Below are 23,656 nucleotides of genomic sequence, written 5' to 3' on the forward strand. Positions count from 1 at the left end.
ATTGTCCCCCTTGAGGCGACTTGAGGGATGTTTTCAATGTAACTAACTGAAAATTAATAACTATCAAATCAAACTCGTTAATATAGTATTTAATTATTAGTAAAGCATATTATGTCATTCCTGAATTCTTTAAAGGTAAAACGGAAAACATAAAAAGAATACGATAACAATTGTAGGATTTTTTGCGATTAAAGTGCTTGATATTCATTTGTATAAAGGGTTTGGTGTTTTAAAGTATGATATATGTCATGTTCTAAACTTATTACACACAATATATTTGTCGATTAACATGACAAGTATGAAAAAAGCACATTCGTTTCACATTCCTGTAATGGGTATTGGTTTTACAATAGATACACCATTAAAAGTGGCCCAGTACGGGATGGATTCTGTAATTTCTTTGGTAGATGATATTTTACTAGAGAAATTAAGAAAAATGTACAGTGAGAAATTTGAAATTCCTTATAAAGAAATCACAGATAAGATAGATGATTTTAGAGCAAAAAGAATCACATCCTATTTAAACTTAATAAGCGATTTAACCGATAAAAAATTTGAATTATTAAAGAATGTAACTGCTGAAAAAAGCGACGAACTTCGTAATTATATTAATATGCTACCAGATAGCTCTAAGATTAAGGACGAATTTAAGAAGCTTACCTCCAAGGAATTTAACTTTTCTGAAGTTAAAAAATGGGCCGTTAAAAATTTGGTTAAGGGTAGTATTGATGTTAACATTATGACCAAAGTTGATAAGGATAACTATATTAAAAATGAAAAGTTACCTATTGAATACAACGATGCACATGCCGCTTTAAGAGGTTTTGTAAATAGTAAGTTAAACTCTTCTGTGGTACTTTCTGCAGGAATGAACCCCAGATTATATAGCTATATGGGGCAGTTTGATGATTTTTTCCCCAAGGCAGATGGTAGCTTTAACAAAAGAATTATCTTAAAAGTAAGCGATTACAAATCGGCATTGATTCAAGGTAAGTTTTTGGCGAAAAAGGGTCTATGGGTTTCAGAATATAGAATCGAGTCCGGGTTAAATTGCGGCGGTCATGCTTTTGCTACCAATGGGTATCTTTTAGGACCAGTTTTAGCAGAATTTAAAGAAAAACGAGAAGAATTAAGAAGCTCAATTGAAGAACAGTTAAATAAAGAATTAACCAATCAAGGACGTACAATTTCCGAAACACCATTAACTATAAAAATTACGGCACAAGGCGGGGTTGGTACACAAGAAGAACACGAGTTTTTAATAGACCAATATCAATTAGACTCTGTTGGTTGGGGAACTCCCTTTTTGTTAGTTCCAGAGGCGACGACTGTGGATGAAAAAACATTAGACAAGCTAACTAAAGCCAAAGAAAAGGACTTGTACCTAAGCGATATTTCACCATTAGGAATTCCATTTAATAACCTTAGAGATAATACTAAAGATATAGAAAAGGAGACGAATATTAATAACGGAAGACCCGGTAGTGCGTGCCCTAAGAAGTTTGTGGCTTTAAATAAAGAATTTAAAGAAAAAGGAATGTGTACTGCTTCCAGAAAGTATCAACATTTAAAAATAAAAGAGTTAGATAAACAAGGACTATCGTTAGAAGAGTATCAGGTTGAATTTAATAAAATAATAGAAAAATCCTGTACCTGTGTAGGGCTGGGAACCTCTGCGTTATTAGCATACGGTTTAGATACGAAAGTAGAAGGAAAAGGTGTGTCTGTTTGCCCGGGACCTAATATGGCTTATTATTCCGATGTTATGAGTTTGGCTAATATTACAGACCATATTTACGGTAGGGATAATATGATTTCCAGAGATGATAGACCAAATTTCTTTATTAAAGAATTACATATCTACATTGACTATTTAAAGAACAAATTGGAAGAGTTAAAAAAGTCGGTAACAAAAAAAGAAGAAAAGTATTTATTGACTTTTACGAATAATATGAAAGAGGGTATTTCTTATTATAAAAATATGTTTTGTGAGTTAAAGCATACTTTCGAGGATATTAAAGAAGTAGTAATGAATGAATTAGATAAAAGCGAAGTGACGTTAAGTTTAATTAAGGTTGAAATTGAAAATTTATCAATGAAAAACCAACAGATTGCTGCTGGCTGCCATATTTAGATATAATTTCAATCTATTTTTTGCAAAATATTACAGGGTTTATTTGAGTTAAACACTTCTTTCCAGAGGTTTTTTTAAAGATGCTTAATTTCTTCATAAATTTTGATGTCTTGTGATTTTCAATACAATATTAATTAAGATATTTGCAGAAATAAAGATGAGACTGTCTCAAAAGTCGTTGTAAATTACTTTGTCAGGTTGCGCCTGTCGAAACCTATATTGATTATCAGTAACATAAATTTATTTCGACAAATTCAATATGACATTAAACGTACCTTTTAGACACTCTCATGCTGAAGCTTAGTAACATGGATTTAGTAGAAGAAATAAAACGCCTTAAAAAAGAAAAGAATGCTGTAATTCTAGCACATTATTATCAAATTGCAGAAATACAGGATATAGCGGATTATGTTGGAGATAGTTTGGGTTTATCACAAAAAGCAGCCGAAACAGATGCTGATGTTATTGTATTCGCAGGGGTTCATTTTATGGCAGAAACAGCCAAGATATTAAATCCAACAAAAACAGTTGTATTACCCGATTTAAATGCAGGATGCTCGTTGGCAGACTCTTGTCCGCCAGATAGTTTTGAAGCATTTACAAAACAACATCCAGATCATGTTGTTATTACCTATGTAAACTGTTCGGCAGAAATTAAGGCTTTAAGCGATATTGTATGTACCTCTTCCAATGCGTTGAAGATTGTAGAGTCCGTACCAAAAGATACACCCATAATTTTTGCACCAGATAAAAATCTCGGTAAGTACGTTATAAAAGAAACCGGAAGAGATATGTTACTTTGGGACGGTAGTTGCATAGTACATGAGGCTTTTTCGATGGATAAATTAATTGAACTACATAAAAAATATCCAGACTATAAAATTATAGCGCATCCAGAATCCGAAGAACATATTTTAAATACGGCAACTTATGTGGGCTCTACTTCGGGGATGATAAATTATGTAAAAGAACATCAGGAAGAAAAATTTATAGTAGCTACAGAAGCAGGTATTTTGCACAAAATGCAACAAGAAATGCCAAATACAGAACTTGTTCCTGCCCCAGCTGTAGAAGATAATACTTGTGCATGCAGCGAGTGTCATTTCATGAAAATGAATACCATGCAAAAACTTTATGATTGCTTGTTAAATGAATCACCACAAATAGAAGTGCCCGAGCCTATTAGAAAAAAGGCATTATTACCTATAGAGCGCATGTTGGAATTATCTAAATAAAAATGGTTAATACAGATTATTTAGTTATTGGCTCTGGAATAGCAGGTTTAACCTTTTCGGTTAAAATTGCAGAAAAATTCCCAGACAGAAAGGTTATTGTAGTTACTAAGGCTAACGAAGACGAATCCAATACTAAATATGCTCAGGGTGGTGTTGCCGTGGTTTTAGATAAGGAAAAAGATTCCTTTAAAAAACATATTAAAGACACTTTAATAGCTGGTGATGGTTTGTGCAAGGAAGATGTGGTTAAGCTAGTTATAAAAGAAGGTCCCAAACGACTTAAGGAACTCTTGCTTTGGGGAGCAAACTTTGATGTAAACGATAGCGGCAAATTCGATTTAGGAAAAGAAGGTGGCCATTCGGAATATCGTGTGGTTCATCATAAAGATATTACCGGGTACGAGATAGAACGTGCACTGTTAGCGCGGGTACATCAATTACCAAATATTACTATTCTATCCCATCATTTTGCGATAGATTTAGTAACCAATCACCATTTAAAGAATTACGAATCTGAAACGCTATCATGTTTCGGGGCTTATATATTCAATCAGAATACAGGCGAAATTTTTACCATAAAAGCGAATAATACATTACTTGCCACTGGTGGTATTGGATGTGTTTACGGACATACAACAAATCCGGTAATAGCAACTGGTGATGGGATTGCCATGGCCTATAGAGCCAAAGCGCGAATTAAAGATATGGAGTTTGTACAGTTTCATCCAACGGCTTTATATGAAGAACAAGGCGAATCTGCGTTCTTGATTTCAGAAGCAGTTAGAGGTTTTGGAGCACATCTTCGAAATAAAAAGGGGCATCGTTTTATGCCCGATTATGATGAACGTGCAGAATTGGCTTCCAGAGATATCGTGTCGCAAAGTATTGACAGTGAATTAAAAAAATCTGGAGAGCCTCACGTTTATTTAGATTGTACGCATTTAGATATTGAAGCGTTTAAAAACCACTTTCCAAATATTTATAATAAGTGTTTAGAACGCCATATAAACATTGAAACAGATTGGATTCCTGTAGTTCCGGCTTCTCATTATTTATGCGGAGGCATTAAGGTGAATAAAAAAGGAAAAACAACCATTAATAATTTATTTGCCTGTGGCGAATGCACAAGAACAGGTTTGCATGGTGCTAACAGATTGGCTTCAAATTCATTATTAGAAGCTTTGGTTTATGCGCATAATGTTTATAAATATCATAGTAAGCGCGAAAGCGAGCCGACAGATGTTATAATTCCTGATTGGAATGATGAAGGCACAACGATACCCGAAGAACATATCTTAATCCAACATAACCTGAAGCAATTGCAAGCCTTAATGCGAAATTATGTGGGGATTGTTAGAAGTAACAAACGGTTAAAAAGAGCCATTAAGCATTTAGATTTAATTTATCATGAAGTTGAAGAGCTATATAAAGAATCTAAAATAACCACATCTCTTTGTGAATTAAGAAATATGATTAATGTATCCCACTTAATTATTAGACAATCTTTAGATAGAAAAGAGAACAAAGGTGGGTACTATAATGTTGATAATGTAAAAAAATAACGAGACCCATCTTGCAATGCATCTCGTTTAAAATAATTAGGGAGTAAGAGTAGTTGTAATATGTTACTTTTTTACTGAACAAGTGCTATTTCTCCATTTGAAATTCATCAAATACCTCGCCCGTAAAAGAATTGATATCTTTAAATTTTAGTTTTTTACCTTCAATTATGGTAAAAGGACTCAATTTTTACATGATATTTGAGCCCTTTTTGCTGACTAACTCAAAATAACTAACTCAATTATTTTGTGATTACCTATTTATAAGAAACAATCAATTGTGCCGCATTATCTGATCCGCCAAATATTTACGGCTTCACGACCTCCAGAACTTTAAGTAATGACAATACTTACAATATTAAATGTTCTCACGAATCTTTTTTGATCAAGTCATAAAGAAAGAAAGTTTAAAAATGAAAGCAGGTTTATAACTGGCACCATTTAATTGTGATGCGGTATTTCCACCTTCTTCTTCTTTGGTAACAGTATTAAACTTTGGTCTGTCTCCTTTAAAAGAACCTGTAGGAGTTGTTACGGTAGCAATAAAAGAAAATTCAGAATCTAAGGTTAAATCTCCTTCTGTTAAATTAAAGGCATCTAATAACATGGGTAATGTAATTACCAAATTAGCGGGAAAACTAGTAAGTGAAACAAGATTATTCACTGTAACTCCTTCATAGGTTACAGATAAATCATAACTAATAGTATTACCATTAGTATCTAGAATTGTTTCATTAATTTCTACACGATCTAGATCTAAAATATTGAAGCTTAAGGTTGGTGTTTTAGCAAACTCTACAAATCCTCCTCTTATGGTTAAATTATCGAATATATTATCTTGATTTTCTTGGCAAGACAAACCTAATAATATGAATATACTTAGAATTATTTTTTTCATAATTATATATTTTTAAATTATTTTAGGAAACCTGCAGGGAAGGTGTCCCAAAACACTTGAGTTGTTGTTAATTGTTGTGTCAAAGAAGAATTTCTTTCCACGGCAAATTCTGGTAAAGAAAAGGTCCTTGGAAATGGTATCGATTGGTTAAAAACAGGTGTTTGTAAATTCGATGGAAGACCAGTTCTTCTATACCCGTTATAGGCTTCCACAGAATTACCGAACGCAGCTAAATAATATTCTCTCATTACAATATCTAAGCGATCTTCGTCATTGGAAGCCGAAGCGTATTCTACTAAAACTTCGTCTACATATGCATCAACATTATCTTGTGTAGCTGCGAAACTGGAAGATGCGGCTGTTGAATCAAAATTTAATACTTTGTTCATAGATTCCCGTATTCCTGCTTCTAAAAGAAGTACTGCTTCTCCATTAGCATTAAGCCTTAAAACTGCTTCTGCTTTTAAGAAATTTATAAAAGAAGAAAGAAGTATAGGGGTTATTCCAGCGCCATCTATATGAGGGCTATCAGCAGTCGTCACGGCATTGTCTTCATCAAAAGTACCGCCCCCAGGGTATAAACCATAGACGGCTTTAAGAAAACGATCACTTGGAAAACCACTATCATCTCCATGGTCTCTGCCCCAATAAGAATCCCCTATATAGCAAAAATCAAAAGAGGAATCACCTGTACAGTCTAAAACGGGATCTGTATTAGTTTGTCTGTATATATAATAACGTAATCGTGGATCTTGAATATTCTTGGAATCTTTTAATAATGACATAAAATAGTTTCCCATATATTGCCTAAATCCACGACCTCTGTACGCGCGTCTAAAATACGGATGTCTACTATCTTCAGGACTTGTTGCTGTAGAATACCGAAATTGAAAATCATCCGCTATACTGCTAATCAAATTATCATCGGCTATTAAGGTATTTATTCCTGCAGTATCATCAGTATTTATATACATCTTTAACTTCAGGCTATTCGCTAATTTTATCCATTTACTAGCGTCACCATCATAAAATAAGTCTGTTTGTGGTGCTATTGTAGCAGTATTAAAATCTAAGATTGCGGCATCTATTTGGGTCAACATTGCAGCATAAATAGTAACATCATCATCTATTGACGGATTCAATATGTTAGCATCATTGGCTTCAGAATAGGGAATATCTCCTAAGTAATCTACTAATGTAGTCATACTATAAGCATGCAACATTCTAGCAATTCCTCTGTGAAAGATAAAATTATCATTATTTTCTGCTATACCTTCAATAATCTTTAGGTTTTCTCTTATTAAATATGTTCGAGTCCATTCATTTCCTATTCTATTAAAAGCGATACTAGTATAGGTTTGTGCCATTCCTTCGTAACGCATAACGTCATCTGTATTTACACCAAAAAAGTTTATCGCCTCAGCGAACGTTATTTGTATTTCATTCAAAATGAAATTCGCATCTGCTACGTTGGGTGTCAGCTCATTAGGGTTTTCTTGTAATTGTAATTCTGTTATTTCGCAAGACGAGAAGCTTACACTAAACAAAATGCAAATAAGTATATTTATTTTTTTCATTAGTATTATTTTTTAATTAAAAGGAAACGTTAATTCCTATGGCATATCTTTTTGTAGATGGTACCACCGTACTTGCCTTATCAACTTCAGGGTCTAAATTGGCATACTTAGGATAGTTTGGTGCTATAAAAAAGAGATTTCTTCCACTAAGGGTAATTGCCAAATTATCAAACGGTAAGTTGTTTTTTCGTCCGTTTATATTATAGGATAAGGCTACTTCCCGTATCCTAAATACCGAAGCATCGAAAACGTAATTATCTCTTGCATCATAATAATTACCAGATGCTGTTCTATTTCCATTTTGCTGAATGGTATTGGGAATAGGCTGTCCATTAGCGTCCAAAAACGGTAGTCCTGTACTTCTATCACCATATACGCCGGGAATAATAAAACTGCCATCTCTATTTTCGGAACCTCTTAGTACCCCATTTTCTACTAATTCACTAAAAGTATCAGATAAGTTATCGCCTCCATGTGTATATTCAAACTGCGTAGAAAGGGTAAAATTTCTATAGCTAAATGAATTAATGGTTGCAAGTCTCCAATCTGGTGTTGGGTCACCTACAATTTTATCAGGTAGTCCAACTTGATTACTAGAAAGAATCTCACCATTATTGGGGTCTATTAAAAAGTTGCCTTCACTATCTTTAGCGGCATAATTTGTTTGTATAACACCAAATGCTTCTCCTTCAATAGCAAATCTGCTTCTACCTAAAGCAAAAGGACCACTGCTTAGTTCCACCACAGTGGATTCGTACGCTGTGAAAACATTCGTTAAATTCCAATTAAAGTTTTCGCTTTTAAAAATGTCGACCCCCAGATTTAGCTCGACCCCATCAGTATCTACTCTTCCTATATTGATTGAAGTTGCTCCAAAACCAGTTGAAGTATCTAATCTACGATTTACAATTTGGTCTTTAGAAACACGCTTAAAAACAGATGCATCTAAACTTACTCGGTTGTTAAATAGTTTACTTTCTATACCCACTTCGAATTCTTTGTGTAATTCAGCTTTTAAATTAGGATTTGCTAAGTCGCGAGGTACTGTGCTAGCTCTAATTGAACCATCTTCAGTAACAAAACGGTTTGAGTCAGATTCCAAAGTTTGTCTTGTATTAAAACGACTTGGAAATCCTGCAGATGTCGCATATGCTGCTCTTACCTTTAAATAATTCACCGTTTTAGAATCAAAATTGAAAGCTGAAGTTGGTAAAAATGAAACTGAGGCTCCAGGGTAAAATATAGACTGATTTTCTTTTTCTAAGGTAGAACTCCAATCATTTCGTCCAGAAAGAGACAAAAACAAATAACGATCATAATTAAATTCTAAAGCTGCAAATACACCCAATAGATTTTCTCTAGCTCTAGTAGCGTTTGCTGTTTGTGTATCAAAATTATTTGGGCGGAAAAAACCAAATACAACTTGATCTCCAGATCGACTGGAATTACTCTTAACGTTTGTTGTTTTTGAGTTAAGCCCTAGCTGACTATCAAAGCCTATTTTATCAGATAATTTATAGTTTGTATTTAAAATTAGTGATTGATCAATGATTTCTGATTTGTTATAGCTTAAACTTAGAAAACCAGTTCTAGCAATATCTCCTCCTTTATTTCTAAAATCAAATCCATCAGAACCATTGTTGTCAATCCCTATACGATAGTTTAAACTCCAATGGTTATTAATATCATACTTTGTATTTATAGTTGTAAACAACCTTGTTACATCATCATTAGACCCTGTGTTATTGATGGTCCAAAGTGGATGTTCCTCAGAGTTAAAATATACATTTGCCCCTGTTATTGGGTCTTGATACGGTAAGTTAAACAAATCTAAATTTCTAGGTAAATATAGTAGCGTAGAAAAAAGTGTCAAGCCACTTTGAGAATTTCGTTTTCTAGTGGTATAATTAAATGTAGCTGATATATTTAATTTATCAGTTATTTGGGCGGACCCTCCTATAGCCAAATTAAATCGTTTTAGATCGTTTTTACCAATAATACCAGTTTCATCGGTATACCCAGCAGATAGGTTAAATGCTGTTTTTTCTTGTGATGAATTGAAGTTTAAAGCAGTGATCTTACCTATACCCGTATCAAAAAAATCTTTTACGTTATTAGGAGTAGCTTCATACGGAATTTCAACACCTGCAAACTCCGGAAACGAAGGGTTATTTGCATAAGGGTGTGGTATAAAATCAAGTTCAGAAAAAGCGGCTCCCCAACTCACTATATCACCGCCACTAAAAGCATTATCTCTACCTTGACCATAAGTGTTTTGGTAATCAGGAAGGCTAGCAACTTCATTGGTATAAACCGTTTGCGAAAAATTAATCGATATCTTTTTTTCACCTATACTAGAACTGCCACTTTTAGTGGTGATTAAGATAACCCCGTTTCTACCTTCACTACCGTATAATATAGAAGCATTTAATCCTTTTAAAACACTTATATTTTTAATATTGTTGGGGTTAATATCTATCAAATTTCCACTAAAAGGAACATTATCTACAACAAGTAATGGTTCATTATTACCTGTGATGGATAAGTTTCCTCTTACACGTATATTAGCTTGATCTCCTGTGCTACCACTTTCTACAAAAATCTGTACTCCTGCAACTTTACCTTGTAACGATCTGGAAACATCAGATTCTGCTTTATTTTCTACTTCTGTTCCCTCAAGTGTGGTAACAGCGTATCCCAGCGCTTTTTTCTCTTTTCTAATACCTTGAGCGGTTACTATGATTTCATCTAATTTACCTACAATTACTTTTAAAGTAACATCAATAGTTTGAGAAGCCTCAGTAACTATTATTTCTTGAGTTGTATAACCAAGAAAAGAAAATTCTAAAACATCGCCAGTATCAGCGCTTATTTGATAATTACCATCAAAATCGGTGGCGGCTCCAGTGGTCGTTCCTTTTATTAAAATGCTTACACCTGATAATGGTAGACCATCATCATCATTAACTTTACCTTTAATTAACTGTTGAAGACGTTTTTCTTTTATTACAATAGTATGGTTTTTAGATAATTCGAACTTAACATTGCTGCCGGAAAAACTTTGTTTTAATAACTTAGTCAATAGAATTTCTCCTTTTTTTAAATGGATTCTCTTGGTCTCATCAAATAGACCCTCGGGGTATAAAAAACGATATTTGGTTTGGTTTTTAATAATCCTAAATACTTCGTTTACCGAAACTTCTTTATCGGCATCAATTATAATTCTTTCTTGAGAGAACGTGTTTTCTGTGCTAAAACCAAAAACTGTTGTACATAAAAGAAATATAAATACTCTCATAACAATAAATAACAGGTGTTTTCGTACGAAAGCCTGCTCTCGGATTAATTTAATTTTCATAAATTTGCTTGGTGTTAATTAGACATAGTTTTAGTTAATACTCATTTAAGGGGGCGAAGTTCGATATCGTCAAATTTCTAATCTTCGTTCCTCTTTTTATTTTAATATGATTGTTTTATTATTGATTTCGTAAGTTTTAATCACCCCAAAATCCTGAATAGTTTTTAATATTTCTTCAATATTTTGATCTTTACCTAAAACTCCAAAAAACTTCTTTTTCTCAATCGCTTCATTAGTAAAAATGACTTCAAAATCGTACCAACGCGATATTACTTTCATAATATCTTTTAATGATTTTCTCTCAAAACTAAAGACGCCTTCTTTCCATGAAATTTCATTATAAACATCTACCATTTTCAACGTCATAGCGTTTGTATTTAAGTTAAAGTCTGATTGTTGACCTGGTATTAAGTGTTCTCTAGTAGTATTAGAATGAAGGACTACTTTACCTTCAACCAAAGTGGTATAAATATTGGTTTCGTCTTTATAGGCCTTTATATTGAACTCAGTACCTAATACATCAATCTCAAGAGATTGGTTGTTAACTCTAAATTTTGCGTCATCATGCTCTGTGCTTGGAGATACATCAAAATAAGCTTCTCCATAAACTAATTCTACTTGACGCATTTCTCCTTTTATAAAACTTACTGGATATTTTAATTGAGATTCTGAATTTAACCAAACTTGAGTGCCATCAGATAATTCGATAAAAAATTGCCCACCTCTAGGTATGGTTAAATAGTTATAGGCTATTTCTGATTTGGAATTCGTTGTGGCATTATAGATTAATTTTTCGCCATTACTTTGTAAATTATCTGAGATGTATTCTTGACCTTTTTCTAGGGCCACTACTGTTCCATCTTCTAATGTTAATATTGCTTTATCTGTCCCTATCTCTATATTATTGTTTATTGTTATTGGGGTTTCCTCTATTGTTGTGTTAAATAAACTGTCTCTAAAGAAATAACTTGATGCCAATATGCCAATAAATATGGCTGCTGCAGTATACTTCCAATACGTATTAGTTTTCGTTTTGGGTGTTTTTATATTCTTTTGAATAGCTAGCCATCCTTTTTCAACATCAATGTTGTCTATATCATTTCCATCTATAAAATTCTTTTTTACAGAATTAAAATAGTCTCTGTGAAGGCTTGATTCATCATACCATTTATTAAAAACAATCACTTCTTCTGAAGTAAGTGTTTTATTAAGTTTTTTTATAATAAGTTTAAATTCCATCTTACACATTTTTCTGCTTACTATAAGGTAGACAGCTAAAATCTATAAAAGGGTGACAAAAGATGAAAAGAATTTTTAAAATAAGTAGAAAAATATAAATTATTGATAATCAGTATTTTTATTGATTAATCTGCAGTAGTATTAAAATTGAAGTCACTAATTCTGTAATTTTTGCCTTTGCTCTTTTGAGTTGCGTTTTAACTGTATTTATAGATATACCTAGTTCGTTAGCAATTTCTGAATAGGTATAATTGTGTAAAAACTTAAGTTTGACAATTTGTTGCATTTTTTCAGGAAGCGAATCAACAATTTTTAAGATTTGATGGTATATCACTTTTTTGTCTTCCTCTGTGTTAGAATCAAAAACATGTTCGGTAATTAGATTGATGTTAAATTCTAAAAACTCATAATTATCTGTAATCTTTATCGACTTTAAATAATTAAAACACCTATTACGAACCATAGTAAACAGATATCCTCTTAAAGAGGTCTTTATTTTTAACTTACCTGCATTTTCCCATATATAAATGAATACTTCTTGTACAATATCCTCACTTGAATCTTTGTCAAAAAGATATCTATTAGCATATTGTACTAAGCTTAGATAATTTTTATCAAAAAAAACTTTAAAAACTTTAGAATTCTTCTTACTTATTTCATCAAGAATAAGATTCATGAATAATGTACTAATAGAATTAAATCAAATCTATGAAAAAGAAAAGGGTGATTTGTAATTTTATCTAAAGATAATAAATACTTTAAGTTAAGTATTGTTTTATTTCAAAATTAAAGGAACTCCCTTATAATCTAGCTTTGCTAGATAGAAAACGACTTAATCTAATACAAAAGGTAGCACATCACCCGTTGCTCCATTAGGAAAAGCAATTCCTAACAAAGCAGAAATGGTTGGTACGATATCCGTTATGTAAGTTTTTAATGTTGTACTCCCTTGTTTAATTCCATGACCATAAAAAAGCAAAGGTACATGCGTATCGTAAGCCATACCGCTACCATGAGTAGAACCTTTGAAAGCGGTACTTGACGAATGGCTAATTGTTGATGGATTAAGAATAAAGAATACATCACCACTATATTTTTGATTAAAACCATTTTGCAGTAACGCTCCAATTCCTGAAGTATATTGTGCCGATTCCATCTGACTCCTAGTATATACCTTATGGATATGCTCATTTAAGATCACGTAATCCAATAACGCATCTTCAAGTTCTTTTCTATCGATATTATGTTTTCTCAAGGCTTTGTAATTAAAGAATAGTTGGTTAATAGACATGTTTTCGATTAAACCGTCTGCCTTAAACCGCTCTTTTATAAAGTCGTTTATTTTAGATTTCAACTGGTATCTATTAAAATATCCTGATGGAATGTTAAGTGTTTTCAGATAAGAAGGTACATGTATGGCACCATGATCGGAGGTTAAGAAGACAGTGTACTGTCCTTTGCCTACTTTAGTATCTAATGCTTTAAAAAATCGTTCCAAATCCTGATCTAGCCTTAAATAAGTGTCTTGAATCTCTTTAGAATTTACGCCAAATTTATGGCCCACAGCATCTGTACTCGAAAAGCTTACTGTAAGAAAGTCTGTAATATCATCTGCACCTAGCTGTTCTCCATCAATAGCAGCAATGGCAAAATCTGCAGTTAAACTATTACCATATCCAGAACTTTTAATAATATCGAAACCTCCATTCTGATCTTTTAATTTTGCCAAATCATAAGGAAATGTAACAGCTTTTTTTCCTTTAAACCCTTTCTCGAATGCATTCTGATCTGAACCACTTTCTGTATATGTATTAATATCATATAATGTATTCCACACTTTTAGATAAGATGCTGCTTGGTCAGAATTATTGAATCTTTTAACCCAACCTGGTAACTCATTTCTATAATAGGTGCTGGTAATCCATTTGCCTTCGTCTTTACCTCGAAACCAATAGGCCCCATTTGCAGTATGTCCTGCTGGGAGGATGGCCCCTCTGTCCTTAATTCCGATTCCAATAGTTTTTCCCTTCATTTGTGTATGCAATCGATTCTGATCGGTAATCGTAGTAGTTTTTAATCTTCTAGGTGACATCTTTTCAAATGGACTATCTGATCCTACGGGTTTTACCAAAGAATCACCGACACAGTAGACCACTTTTTTACTAAGTCTATCATACCAATCATTAGACATAATACCATGATTTTGTGGTGTTGTACCTGTAAATATAGAAGCATGTCCTGGTCCTGTAAACGTTGGTACATAATTAAAGTGGCTATTCTTAAAGTTATAGCCTTCCTTTATCATTCTTTTAAATCCACCTTCTCCAAATCGATTATAGAATCGGGTTATATAATCATATCTCATCTGATCTACAACAATACCAACGACTAACTTAGGGGATTTATAGGGCTTGTTTTCTTGTGACATACAAGGTGCTGGTATGAATGCTAGAGATAATATCAGAGCTGTTTTTTTTAGTATTGAAAATAATGTCATTTCTTTTTTTGTGTCTTTTATGTTACTTATTCTATAGGTTGGATATAATGTTTCTGTAGTTATCTATTTAAGATGATCGGGGAGGTATTAGTTATTAAAATCCAGTTCAAATTTGTCCCCTTTGTCACTTAGTTTAAAGTATTTTCCATTTTCAATTAGTAACGCTTGCGATTTACCTGTGAACTTTTCTTTTGGGTGCTTAATATCTACCCGTATTACTTTTCCGTTAAAATCTGAAGTCACCTGACGATCAACTATGGTATGACCAATAATGATGTGTTTCACATCAAAATAATTCAAAAGGGCATCTAAACCAGAAGTCTCTATTTTAGAGTAATACTTTTTGTATCCTTTTATAAGGCCGCGATACCAAAACGGACCTTCTCTGCCAAAAATTAAATTTGCCTGTTCGTCCTCTTCAGGATATTTCATTAAGTTTTTACGGATATTCTTTCTAACAATATCATTGATTTCAGATATCGAAAGCCCTGTAGCAATAAGTTTTTCACTTACACCACCGTGTATGAACAAATTATCGCCTATTTTTTCAATAGCATTCTTGGTCTTTATCCATTTGACTAGTTCATTGGCATCAGACATTAAAAAGGCATATGCTGCTTGGTCATCATCGTTTATACCAGAAACCAACCTAGCCAATTTCATGTACTTATCCTTTACATATCTAATGTCCAGATAAAGATTCATAACATCATGGTTGCCCAGAATATAATGCACGTCTCCGCCATTCTTTTTGGCCTGTTGCTCCAACTTGTAGAGTAGCCAAAGACATGGTAAGATTTCTGTACCTCTATCGAACATATCGCCGCAAATAACCAAATGTCCTTTACCGTAAATCCAGTTAAAATTAGAATCCATAACCTTGTTTCCAATCAACATACTATAGAAAGTATTAAAGTTTCCTTCTATATCTGAGGTAACAAATATGTTATCTTGGGGTGGATGAACGTCCTTCGGTACTGTATATTTTTGAGCCAATTTAAATGGAACCTGATCTTTGTCTACATTATTAATTTTACTGATAAACTCATAGTCTTTTGCCCTTTTAATTTTTGCTGTTTTTACCAAAAAAGAGGTGTCTTTTGCTTTCTCTACAGAAATAACCGTAAGCGTATCATTAGTGTTGTATATATAAGGACCATCCAAACTATTCAAGGTAGTCGCCTTCGTCTCTTTAACTTGAAAAAAAGATGGTTTACTGCTATTGCATCCTACGGTACAGCATAAAATGATGCTATATATAATTATTTTTCTTTTCATTCTTTTTAATATGTGTACAATGTTCCCAAACCTAAATGTATGGGAGAGGTTAAATGGATTCTGATTCGGTTTATTGCAAAAGAGCCCAACTATACTATAATAATTGAACTCTTTTTGCTGACTAACTCAAACCAATTATATTTTTTATCATTTATTGATCATATGTAAGTGTGAGTTCTGGTGTATCTCCAGGTGTACTCGTTGTAAAACCTTCGGCTTCACGACCAATTGAAGTAGATGTAACTGTTGCACTTACTCCTGTAGGAACCATAATAATGTTTAAACTATTACCCGATACCCAATTAGGTCTATCAATAATCTCTTGAATAACACTTGATAAATCAACCGTTTGTTGAGATGGTCCTCTATCATCCCTAGTCCATTCCTCTGTTATAGTCCAAACAACACTAGCAGTTGTTCTACCTCTGTCAGTTAAGTTAAATAATGTCTCTGTGTATGGTGCAGCATCATCAGTACTTTCACAATAAATAGTCAATTCTACAGGGTTGGCATCACTATTCGTATCTGCAGTAAACTGAATTGTCGCATTAGATATTACTGCACCCTGCGGAACTTCTAAGTTTGCAAATCGCAACCCTATTATTGGAGCCGAATCGTGGCTACTACTACTTAGTTCACCTAGTTCTAAATCACCACTATCTAGATCCATTTCTCCATCTATAGACTCCACATTATCTTCTTCAATGCTAATCTCCATTATTATAGTAACAGGTGCTTGATCTATAACAAATTCATCACTCGTAATAGTTACATTATTTACTGTAATGCTTATTGGACCTGTAAATGCTCCTTGTGGTACAGATGTTGTTATGCTTGTTTCTGTCGCTGCTGTAACCACTGCAGGTATAGCCTCTCCAGAACTACCAGTAAACGTAACAATATTATCTGCTATGGTAGATCCAAAACTTGTTCCTGTAATTGTTACTTCTGTTCCTATCACTCCCATTAAAGGATTTAACTCCGTAATAGCAGGTTCTACAATAAAACCAGAAGATGTAGCCAGTTGCCCAGCAACAGTAACCGTAACATCACCAAAGCCTACAACAGAACCTTCAGGAACTGTTGTGGTGATACTTGTTTCAGTAGCATCGGTTACTATAGCGGGTAGGCCATTAATAACGACTATATTATCTGAAAGTGTCGTACTAAATTTAGTTCCAGTAATGGTTATAACATCTCCTATGGCTGCTCTTGAAGGGTCTACATCGGATATGGTAGGTATATCCACAACGCTAAACGCAGGACCATTTGCAGTAAAACTACCATGGGAAATAACAATATTTCCTGAGGTGGCTCCTTCTGGTATTTTTATGGTCAATATACTGTCTGAAGCCTCCGTAACTGTAACAGCAAGATCGTTTATGCTTACCTTATTATTAGCGGGGCTTACGCTAAAGTTGGTTCCTTTAACCTCTACCAAAGTTCCAATATCTCCAGTACTTGGATTTATACTATTTATAGTAAGTTGCTCAATAGCAGGTACTCGGTTTAACGCTTCGTAATCAGGATTGTCACAAGACAACACTACGATACCAATACAGGTTGCTAAGAACATACCAATAGGCAGCACTTTCTTTATATGTTTTTTAATATTTTTCATTTTTTGCTTTTTATATAAATTATAGCTTGTATAGTTTATCTTAAAACTTAGCTAGCTATATTTTAGGTTATACATTACTCTGATGGTTGAAACACTAACATCTGATCGAAATACGCACGTTCACTAGAAGAAGTACTTCTAAATTCAATCATTAACGTATAGGCACTCACATCTGTTAGAAAACCTGTACTGATTAAAGTAAATTTGCCGCTCTCCCCTAAATCATCTAGTTCATCTCCACTTTTATCAAAAATCACCATGGTTTCCGAACTGCCATCTGTTCTTTCAATTAAAGTAGATACAATGATATAATCGGGATCTAGGCCTGGGGTATTCCTTAAGTTGTCATCGTCAAAGCCAGTACCATTGATAAATAATTTTATCTGCACACCAGAGTCTGTAACTCCAGAAGGTACGGCAACCCTATCAAAAGCTAGTTTTACAATACCTCTAGTGTTTTGTAAACGGTACCCTTGTTCGCCATCTGGATAAGCGCCAACATCATCGGTATAATTACTTATTCCAATATCTGTTCCGCTTGGACCTCCGACTCCATTTTGAAATGGAAGTTGGATGTATTCTGCTGTAAAACCAATTTCATCATCAACACCAGTTCCAACAGCTGTGTACATAATATCTGCACTAATAGGAGGGTTATTAATTAACGGTCCTTCATCCCTTGCATCTTGACCATCTGGTCTTATGTAAGTACCACTACCCACAGATCCTTCTTCAAAAGAAGTTCCTCTTATCTTTTTTGGTGGAGGAATTATAAACGAAAAGTTAAAAGCTAAAGCATTTCTATAGCTATCACCCAATAATTGTGAGATTGTAGTACCTCCCTCTGCCTCATTAGTATCGGTGTTAAAGTCTGGTTTAATGCCATTATAGATGGCATTAGGTGTGGTTACTACCGCATTAAACTCAAATTCAGAGAATCCACTTAAATCCGCTTCAGTTATGTTAAAAGCCTCATATAACATAGGTAATGTAATCACCAAATTAGCTGGGAACTTAGTAATTGTAATAAAATTATCTACAGTAACATCTTCATGCGTTACAGATAGTACATAACTTGTTATATTATTGTTAACATCAATAATCTCTTCATTAATTTCTGCCTCAGCTAATTTCAAAAAATTAAAACTTAGTGTTGGTTCTGATTTAAAGGCAACAAAGCCACCTTTATCTGTTAAGTCATCAAATAAATTAATATTATCATCTTGACAGGACATACCTATTAGGATTAATAGACATATGTATATTTTTTTCATAATTATCTTCTTTTAATTATTATTTTAAGGCTCCAGCAGGAAGTGTATCCCAAAAAACTTGATTTGTAATTGGTCGTGGAACCAATGACGTATTTCTTTCTAGAGCTTCACCAGGTAAAAGCCATGTTCTTATAAACGGGATGGCTTCATCTTCAACGGGAACTTGTATGTTCGATGGAAAACCAGTTCTTCTATATCCATTATAGGCTTCTATTGAATTACCATAAGATGCCAAATAATACTCTCGTAAAACAATGTCCAATCGTTCTTGATCACTAGAGGCGGAGGTGTATTCTTGCAAGACCTCATCTACATAAGCGTCTACATCGTCTTGTGTTGCAGCAAAACTGGATACAACAACAGATGAACCAAAATTTAATACTTTGTCCATGGATTCTCGTATTCCTGCTTCTAGGTAGTTAAGAGCATCACCATTTGTATTTAAAGATAAAGCGGCTTCGGCCTTTAAAAAATTCACGTATGAAGAAAGAATTAAAGGGAATATCCCTGCACCACCTAAATTATTAGTCTCTACTGCTTTTACTCCATTGTCTGCGTCAAAAGCACCCCCAGCTGGATATAATCCCCAGGTCGTTTTAATGGTTCGATCGCTAGATCCTCCACCAGTATCTACATGATCTCTTCCCCAATAAAAATCACCTAAATAACAAAAATCGTAAGCCGGATTACTTGAGCAAGGCAAAACAGGATCTGTATTAGTTTGTCTATATAAGTAATAGCGTAATCTTGGATCACGTACTGTTTTAGAATCTTTTAATAGCCAAATAAAATAATTTCCTATAGATCTAGACGGGCCAGAACTTCTATATGCTTGGTCAAAATATGTATGTCTACTGTCTTCTGGATCTTCCACTGTTGAGTATTGAAATTGGAAGTCGTCTGCTGTACTGCTGATCAAATTATCATCAGCCAGTAATGCATTAATAGCCTCTGTATCTCCCATATTTACAAATAATTTTAACTTCAAACTATTTGCTGCTTTTATCCATTTGCTGGCATCTCCATCGTAGTATAAATCGGTTTCCGGAGCTTGAGTAGCATTATTAAAATCGGCAATAGCGGCATCTATTTGTACTATGAGCTTAGGATATATAGTGGCATCATCATCTGCAATGGGGTTTAAAAAATCGGGATTGATTGCTTGCGAAAATGGCACATCTCCCAAAAAATCGACCAAAGTTGCCATTTGATAGGCGCTTAATAGGGTTGCTATACCTCTATGAAAAATATAGCTGTCATCATTTTCGGCAAAGTCTTCAATAAATTTAGTATTTGCTAGGGTTCTGTATGTATTATTCCATTCGCCTTCCAAAGCATTCGATAAGGCTAATCGGGCATAATTTCTAGTGGATCCTTCATAGCGCATGGTATCGTCAGTGTTTGTACTGAACTGAACCATTCCATTGATAAAATTTACCTGTATATAATTTAAGATAAAGTTGGGTTTTGCGGAAACAGGAGTTATATTATTAGGGTCATTCTGTAACTGTAAATCTGTTATTTCACATGACACAAAACATATGCTAAACAGTGTACAAATTATTATAGTTATTTTTTTCATATGTATTATTTTTTTGATTAAAAAGAAACAGACACTCCAAGAGCATATCTTTTGGTTGACGGTGTTGAGGTTGTTCTTCCGCCAACATCAGGATCTATGTTGGTATACTTTGGGTAGTTGGGAGCTTTATAAAATACATTTCTTCCGCTTAACGTAATCGCAAGATTATCAAAAGGAAGGTTGTATTTTGCTCCATCCAAATTATAGGACAATGCTATTTCTCGTATTCTAAATAAAGTAGAATCAAAAATTTTGCGATCATCTGCTTCGTAATAGTTTCCAGATGCAAGTCTACTCGCATTTAACTGAACATTATTAGGTATGGTTTGGCCATTGGTATCTAATAAAGGTTGCCCTGTACCAATATCGCCGTAAACTCCTGGAATAGTAAAAGTACCGTCTCTGTTTTCCGTATCTTTTGTAACACCTGCTGATAATAAGTCAATAGCTGTTCCAGAAAATTGGTCACCACCTTGTGTGTATTCTAGCTGTGCAGTAAGTGTGAAGTTTTTATAGCTAAATGAGTTAATGTTTGTAAGTCTCCAATCTGGTGTTGGATCACCAATAACCTCATTATCTAATCCTGCAGTGCTGCTTACAATGAGCTCTCCATTATTAGGGTTAATTAAAAAATTACCTTGATTGTCTCTTACGGCATAGGTACCTTCAAAAACTCCGAATGGCTGCCCTTCAATTGCCCTGCCACCATTACCTAAATTAATAGGGGCATTTAGTTCAACAACTTCTGTGGTATAGGCCGTAAATACATTGGCCATGTTCCATTTAAACCTATCATTATTTATAATGTCTACACCTAATTCTATCTCTAATCCTTCACCATCAACGCGCCCGATATTGGTCACCGTTTGCGAAAAACCAACCGAAGCATCTATTCTTTTGGTTACGATTTGGTCTTTAGAACTACGCTTATAGGCAGATGCTTGCAAGGTAACACGATTGTTGAATAGTTTACTTTCAATTCCGATCTCAAATTCTCTATGTAACTCAGGTTTTAAATTTGAATTTGGTAATGTACTTGATGCACTATTAGATCGTATTGCTCCGTTTGCTGTAATAAACTCGAATGGTTCAGATCTAAACGTAGCACGTGTTCTAAAACGGCCCGGAAATCCTGACGATGTTGCATAAGCAGCTCTTAGTTTTAGATAATTTACAACCTTAGAATCAAAATTAAATGCAGAGGTAGGTAGGAATGATACAGATACTCCTGGGTAAAATATGGATTGATTTTCCTTTTCTATGGTAGAACTCCAATCATTACGTCCGGAAAGCGATAAAAACAAAAAACGGTCATAATTAAAATCTAACTGTGCAAATGCTCCTAACAGGTTTTCTCTTGCTCTAGAAGCGTCTCCTGTTTGTGTGTTAAAATTATCTGGTCTAAAAAAGTCTAATAAATCTTGATCTTGAAAATCACTAGAATTAGAAAGGACATTTATCGTTCTCGAATTTAGACCTAACTTACCATCTAATCCTAATTTATTTGTTAGCTGGTATTTGGTATTTAAAATTAATGACTGATCGATAATCTCATCTCTATCATAACTTAAGCTTAAACGTCCAGATTCATTATTACCAAAAGCACCTCTATTGGTCGTGTCAAATGAATCCGATACATCTGCATCAATACCAATACGGTAGTTTACGCTCCAATTATTATTAAACTCATATTTAGTATTTAACGTAGAGAACAATCTAACTACTCGATCGTTATTGTTTACATTATCTATGGTCCAAAGCGGGTTTGCTTCGTCTCTATAGTACACATTTTCCCCAGTTCCTGGGTCTTCAAATGGCAAACTACGTAAGTCTAAACTTCTAGGTAAGAACAGTAATACATCAAATAACCCGCCGTTAAAATTACGCTCTCGAGCCGTATAGTTAAATGTTGCTGAAACGTTCCACTTGTCTGTTATTTGAACAGAACCACCTAGGCCTAGATTAAATCGTTTAAGATCATTATTTCCTATAATACCCGTTTCGTCTGTATATCCTAATGATAAATTGAAGGCTGTTTTCTCTTGAGAAGAACTAATGTTTAAAGCGGTAACTGTACCAATTCCCGTATCAAAAAAGTCCTTTACGTTATTGGGAACGGCTTGATAGGGTATTTGTACATCTGCAAACTCAGGAAAAGACTGATTGTTTGACAAAGGGTGTGGTACCAAATCTAATTCTGAAAAGGCAGGCCCCCAGCTGTTAAGGGAAGTATCGTCATAAGCATTATCATTACCTTGACCGAATTTGTTTTGATAATCAGGAAGATTAGCTACTTGATTTGTATACATAGTTTGTGAAAAATTGATGGAAACCTTTTCTTCACCTATACTAGCACTACCACTTTTAGTAGTAATTAAAATAACACCGTTACGGCCATCACTACCATATAATATAGAGGCATTTAAACCTTTTAAAACGCTTACAGTTTTAATATTGTTAGGGTTAATATCTATTAAGCCTCCATTAAAAGGCACGTTATCTACCACAATCAATGGACTGTTACCGTTATTGATAGACAAGTTGTCCCTTATTCGTATCTCTGCTTCAGATCCAGTAGCACCACTGCCTACATTTATCTGTACACCCGCAACTTTACCTATTAGTGATCTAGAAACGTCCGATTCTGCTTTGTTCTCCACATCTCTTCCAGCAAGTGTTGTAACGGCATATCCTAAAGCTTTTTTGTCTTTTTTAATACCTTGAGCAGTTACTATAACTTCATCTAATACCCCGATGGTTGCTTTTAAGTTAACATTAATGGCTTGAGATATATCGGTAACTGTTATTTCTTGAGTTGTAAAACCAAGAAAAGAAAACACTAAGACATCTCCCTGATTAGCCCTTATTTGGTATTTACCATCAAAATCGGTAAATGTTCCGACGGTCGTTCCTTTTATTAAAATGCTTACACCCGGTAAGGGTAATCCAGCTCCTCCATCATTAACTTCACCTTTAATGAGCTGTTGAGGAGGTTTTTCCTTTATTACAATGGTGTGATCTTTAGATAATTCGAACTTAACATTACTGCCAGAAAAACATTGTTCTAACAGTTTTGACATTTGAATGACTCCCTTTTTCAATTGCACTTTTGGTGCATTAGCGAACAAATCTTGAGGATATAAAAAACGATATTTTGTTTGATCTCGTATTATATTAAATACCTCATCTACTGGCACCTCTTTATCAGTATCAATTGTTACTTTTTCTTGAGAGAAAGAAGTTTTAGTAGTAAAACTAAAAACAGTTGTACATAATAAGAATATAAGTGTTCTCATAATAATAAATAGCAATCGTTTTCGAACGAGTGAACGCGCTTTGGTTAATTTAATTTTCATAAATTTACATGGTGTTAGTTATACATTGGTTTAATTGATACAATCTCG

General features: G+C 34.0%; 14 protein-coding genes. 3 read left to right on the top strand and 11 right to left on the bottom strand.

Annotated features, from left to right (window positions below):
• The first annotated feature begins 298 nt into the window (after nucleotides 1-298).
• From C1H87_RS10495 to nadB, 3 genes are all read left to right on the top strand, one after another.
• Nucleotides 299-2,134, top strand: a complete 1,836-nt coding sequence (locus tag C1H87_RS10495; RefSeq protein WP_102755758.1) for a hypothetical protein — start codon at nucleotides 299-301, stop codon at nucleotides 2,132-2,134.
• Between the two features lie 308 nt (nucleotides 2,135-2,442).
• Nucleotides 2,443-3,369 (top strand): quinolinate synthase NadA, encoded by a 927-nt coding sequence (gene nadA / locus C1H87_RS10500; protein ID WP_102755759.1) that lies wholly within the window; start codon nucleotides 2,443-2,445, stop codon nucleotides 3,367-3,369.
• Nucleotides 3,370-3,371: 2 nt separating this feature from the next.
• Nucleotides 3,372-4,931: an L-aspartate oxidase gene (gene nadB / locus C1H87_RS10505; RefSeq protein ID WP_102755760.1), complete on the top strand. Its 1,560-nt coding sequence runs from the start codon at nucleotides 3,372-3,374 to the stop codon at nucleotides 4,929-4,931.
• A gap of 382 nt (nucleotides 4,932-5,313) precedes the next feature.
• Here the strand turns inward: nadB and C1H87_RS10510 are convergent, their stop codons facing one another.
• The 11 genes from C1H87_RS10510 to C1H87_RS10560 all read right to left on the bottom strand — a co-directional run bounded on the left by C1H87_RS10510 (nucleotide 5,314) and on the right by C1H87_RS10560 (nucleotide 23,608).
• The gene (locus tag C1H87_RS10510) at nucleotides 5,314-5,826 is read right to left on the bottom strand and encodes a hypothetical protein (protein WP_102755761.1); all 513 of its coding nucleotides are present in this window, start codon (nucleotides 5,824-5,826) and stop codon (nucleotides 5,314-5,316) included.
• Nucleotides 5,827-5,843: 17 nt separating this feature from the next.
• Nucleotides 5,844-7,403 carry a SusD/RagB family nutrient-binding outer membrane lipoprotein gene (locus tag C1H87_RS10515; RefSeq protein WP_102755762.1) on the bottom strand — a complete coding sequence of 520 codons (1,560 nt, stop codon included), beginning with the start codon at nucleotides 7,401-7,403 and terminating at the stop codon, nucleotides 5,844-5,846.
• A 16-nt stretch (nucleotides 7,404-7,419) separates the two neighbouring features.
• A complete protein-coding gene (locus tag C1H87_RS10520; protein ID WP_102755763.1) occupies nucleotides 7,420-10,761 on the bottom strand; it encodes a SusC/RagA family TonB-linked outer membrane protein in 3,342 nt (1,113 codons plus the stop codon).
• Nucleotides 10,762-10,857: 96 nt separating this feature from the next.
• Nucleotides 10,858-12,000 (bottom strand): FecR family protein, encoded by a 1,143-nt coding sequence (locus C1H87_RS10525; protein ID WP_102755764.1) that lies wholly within the window; start codon nucleotides 11,998-12,000, stop codon nucleotides 10,858-10,860.
• Between the two features lie 118 nt (nucleotides 12,001-12,118).
• On the bottom strand, nucleotides 12,119-12,676 hold the full coding sequence (locus C1H87_RS10530; RefSeq protein WP_102755765.1) for an RNA polymerase sigma factor: 558 nt from the start codon (nucleotides 12,674-12,676) through the stop codon (nucleotides 12,119-12,121).
• Nucleotides 12,677-12,832: 156 nt separating this feature from the next.
• Entirely contained in the window at nucleotides 12,833-14,497 is a 1,665-nt protein-coding gene (gene pafA / locus C1H87_RS10535) for an alkaline phosphatase PafA (protein WP_102755766.1), read from the bottom strand.
• A gap of 87 nt (nucleotides 14,498-14,584) precedes the next feature.
• The gene (locus C1H87_RS10540) at nucleotides 14,585-15,775 is read right to left on the bottom strand and encodes a metallophosphoesterase (RefSeq protein ID WP_102755767.1); all 1,191 of its coding nucleotides are present in this window, start codon (nucleotides 15,773-15,775) and stop codon (nucleotides 14,585-14,587) included.
• Nucleotides 15,776-15,926: 151 nt separating this feature from the next.
• The gene (locus tag C1H87_RS10545; protein ID WP_102755768.1) at nucleotides 15,927-17,396 is read right to left on the bottom strand and encodes an IPT/TIG domain-containing protein; all 1,470 of its coding nucleotides are present in this window, start codon (nucleotides 17,394-17,396) and stop codon (nucleotides 15,927-15,929) included.
• A gap of 74 nt (nucleotides 17,397-17,470) precedes the next feature.
• The gene (locus C1H87_RS10550; RefSeq protein ID WP_158655184.1) at nucleotides 17,471-18,670 is read right to left on the bottom strand and encodes a hypothetical protein; all 1,200 of its coding nucleotides are present in this window, start codon (nucleotides 18,668-18,670) and stop codon (nucleotides 17,471-17,473) included.
• Nucleotides 18,671-18,689: 19 nt separating this feature from the next.
• Nucleotides 18,690-20,252, bottom strand: coding sequence for a SusD/RagB family nutrient-binding outer membrane lipoprotein (locus tag C1H87_RS10555; RefSeq protein WP_102755770.1), 1,563 nt, complete (start codon nucleotides 20,250-20,252; stop codon nucleotides 18,690-18,692).
• A 17-nt stretch (nucleotides 20,253-20,269) separates the two neighbouring features.
• The gene (locus C1H87_RS10560) at nucleotides 20,270-23,608 is read right to left on the bottom strand and encodes a SusC/RagA family TonB-linked outer membrane protein (protein WP_102755771.1); all 3,339 of its coding nucleotides are present in this window, start codon (nucleotides 23,606-23,608) and stop codon (nucleotides 20,270-20,272) included.
• Nucleotides 23,609-23,656: the final 48 nt, after the last annotated feature.

Origin of the sequence: Flavivirga eckloniae (assembly GCF_002886045.1) — a bacterium.
GTDB classification, from domain to species: domain Bacteria; phylum Bacteroidota; class Bacteroidia; order Flavobacteriales; family Flavobacteriaceae; genus Flavivirga; species Flavivirga eckloniae.

Excerpts from the sequence above, each read along its gene's own strand:
- nadB (WP_102755760.1), top strand. The coding sequence starts at position 3,372 with ATGGTTAATACAGATTATTTAGTTATTGGCTCTGGAATAGCAGGTTTA.
- C1H87_RS10560 (WP_102755771.1), bottom strand. The coding sequence starts at position 23,608 with ATGAAAATTAAATTAACCAAAGCGCGTTCACTCGTTCGAAAACGATTG.
- pafA (WP_102755766.1), bottom strand. The coding sequence starts at position 14,497 with ATGACATTATTTTCAATACTAAAAAAAACAGCTCTGATATTATCTCTA.
- nadA (WP_102755759.1), top strand. The coding sequence starts at position 2,443 with ATGGATTTAGTAGAAGAAATAAAACGCCTTAAAAAAGAAAAGAATGCT.
- C1H87_RS10515 (WP_102755762.1), bottom strand. The coding sequence starts at position 7,403 with ATGAAAAAAATAAATATACTTATTTGCATTTTGTTTAGTGTAAGCTTC.
- C1H87_RS10550 (WP_158655184.1), bottom strand. The coding sequence starts at position 18,670 with ATGAAAAAAATATACATATGTCTATTAATCCTAATAGGTATGTCCTGT.
- C1H87_RS10530 (WP_102755765.1), bottom strand. The coding sequence starts at position 12,676 with ATGAATCTTATTCTTGATGAAATAAGTAAGAAGAATTCTAAAGTTTTT.
- C1H87_RS10520 (WP_102755763.1), bottom strand. The coding sequence starts at position 10,761 with ATGAAAATTAAATTAATCCGAGAGCAGGCTTTCGTACGAAAACACCTG.
- C1H87_RS10510 (WP_102755761.1), bottom strand. The coding sequence starts at position 5,826 with ATGAAAAAAATAATTCTAAGTATATTCATATTATTAGGTTTGTCTTGC.
- C1H87_RS10555 (WP_102755770.1), bottom strand. The coding sequence starts at position 20,252 with ATGAAAAAAATAACTATAATAATTTGTACACTGTTTAGCATATGTTTT.
- C1H87_RS10495 (WP_102755758.1), top strand. The coding sequence starts at position 299 with ATGAAAAAAGCACATTCGTTTCACATTCCTGTAATGGGTATTGGTTTT.
- C1H87_RS10540 (WP_102755767.1), bottom strand. The coding sequence starts at position 15,775 with ATGAAAAGAAAAATAATTATATATAGCATCATTTTATGCTGTACCGTA.
- C1H87_RS10545 (WP_102755768.1), bottom strand. The coding sequence starts at position 17,396 with ATGAAAAATATTAAAAAACATATAAAGAAAGTGCTGCCTATTGGTATG.
- C1H87_RS10525 (WP_102755764.1), bottom strand. The coding sequence starts at position 12,000 with ATGGAATTTAAACTTATTATAAAAAAACTTAATAAAACACTTACTTCA.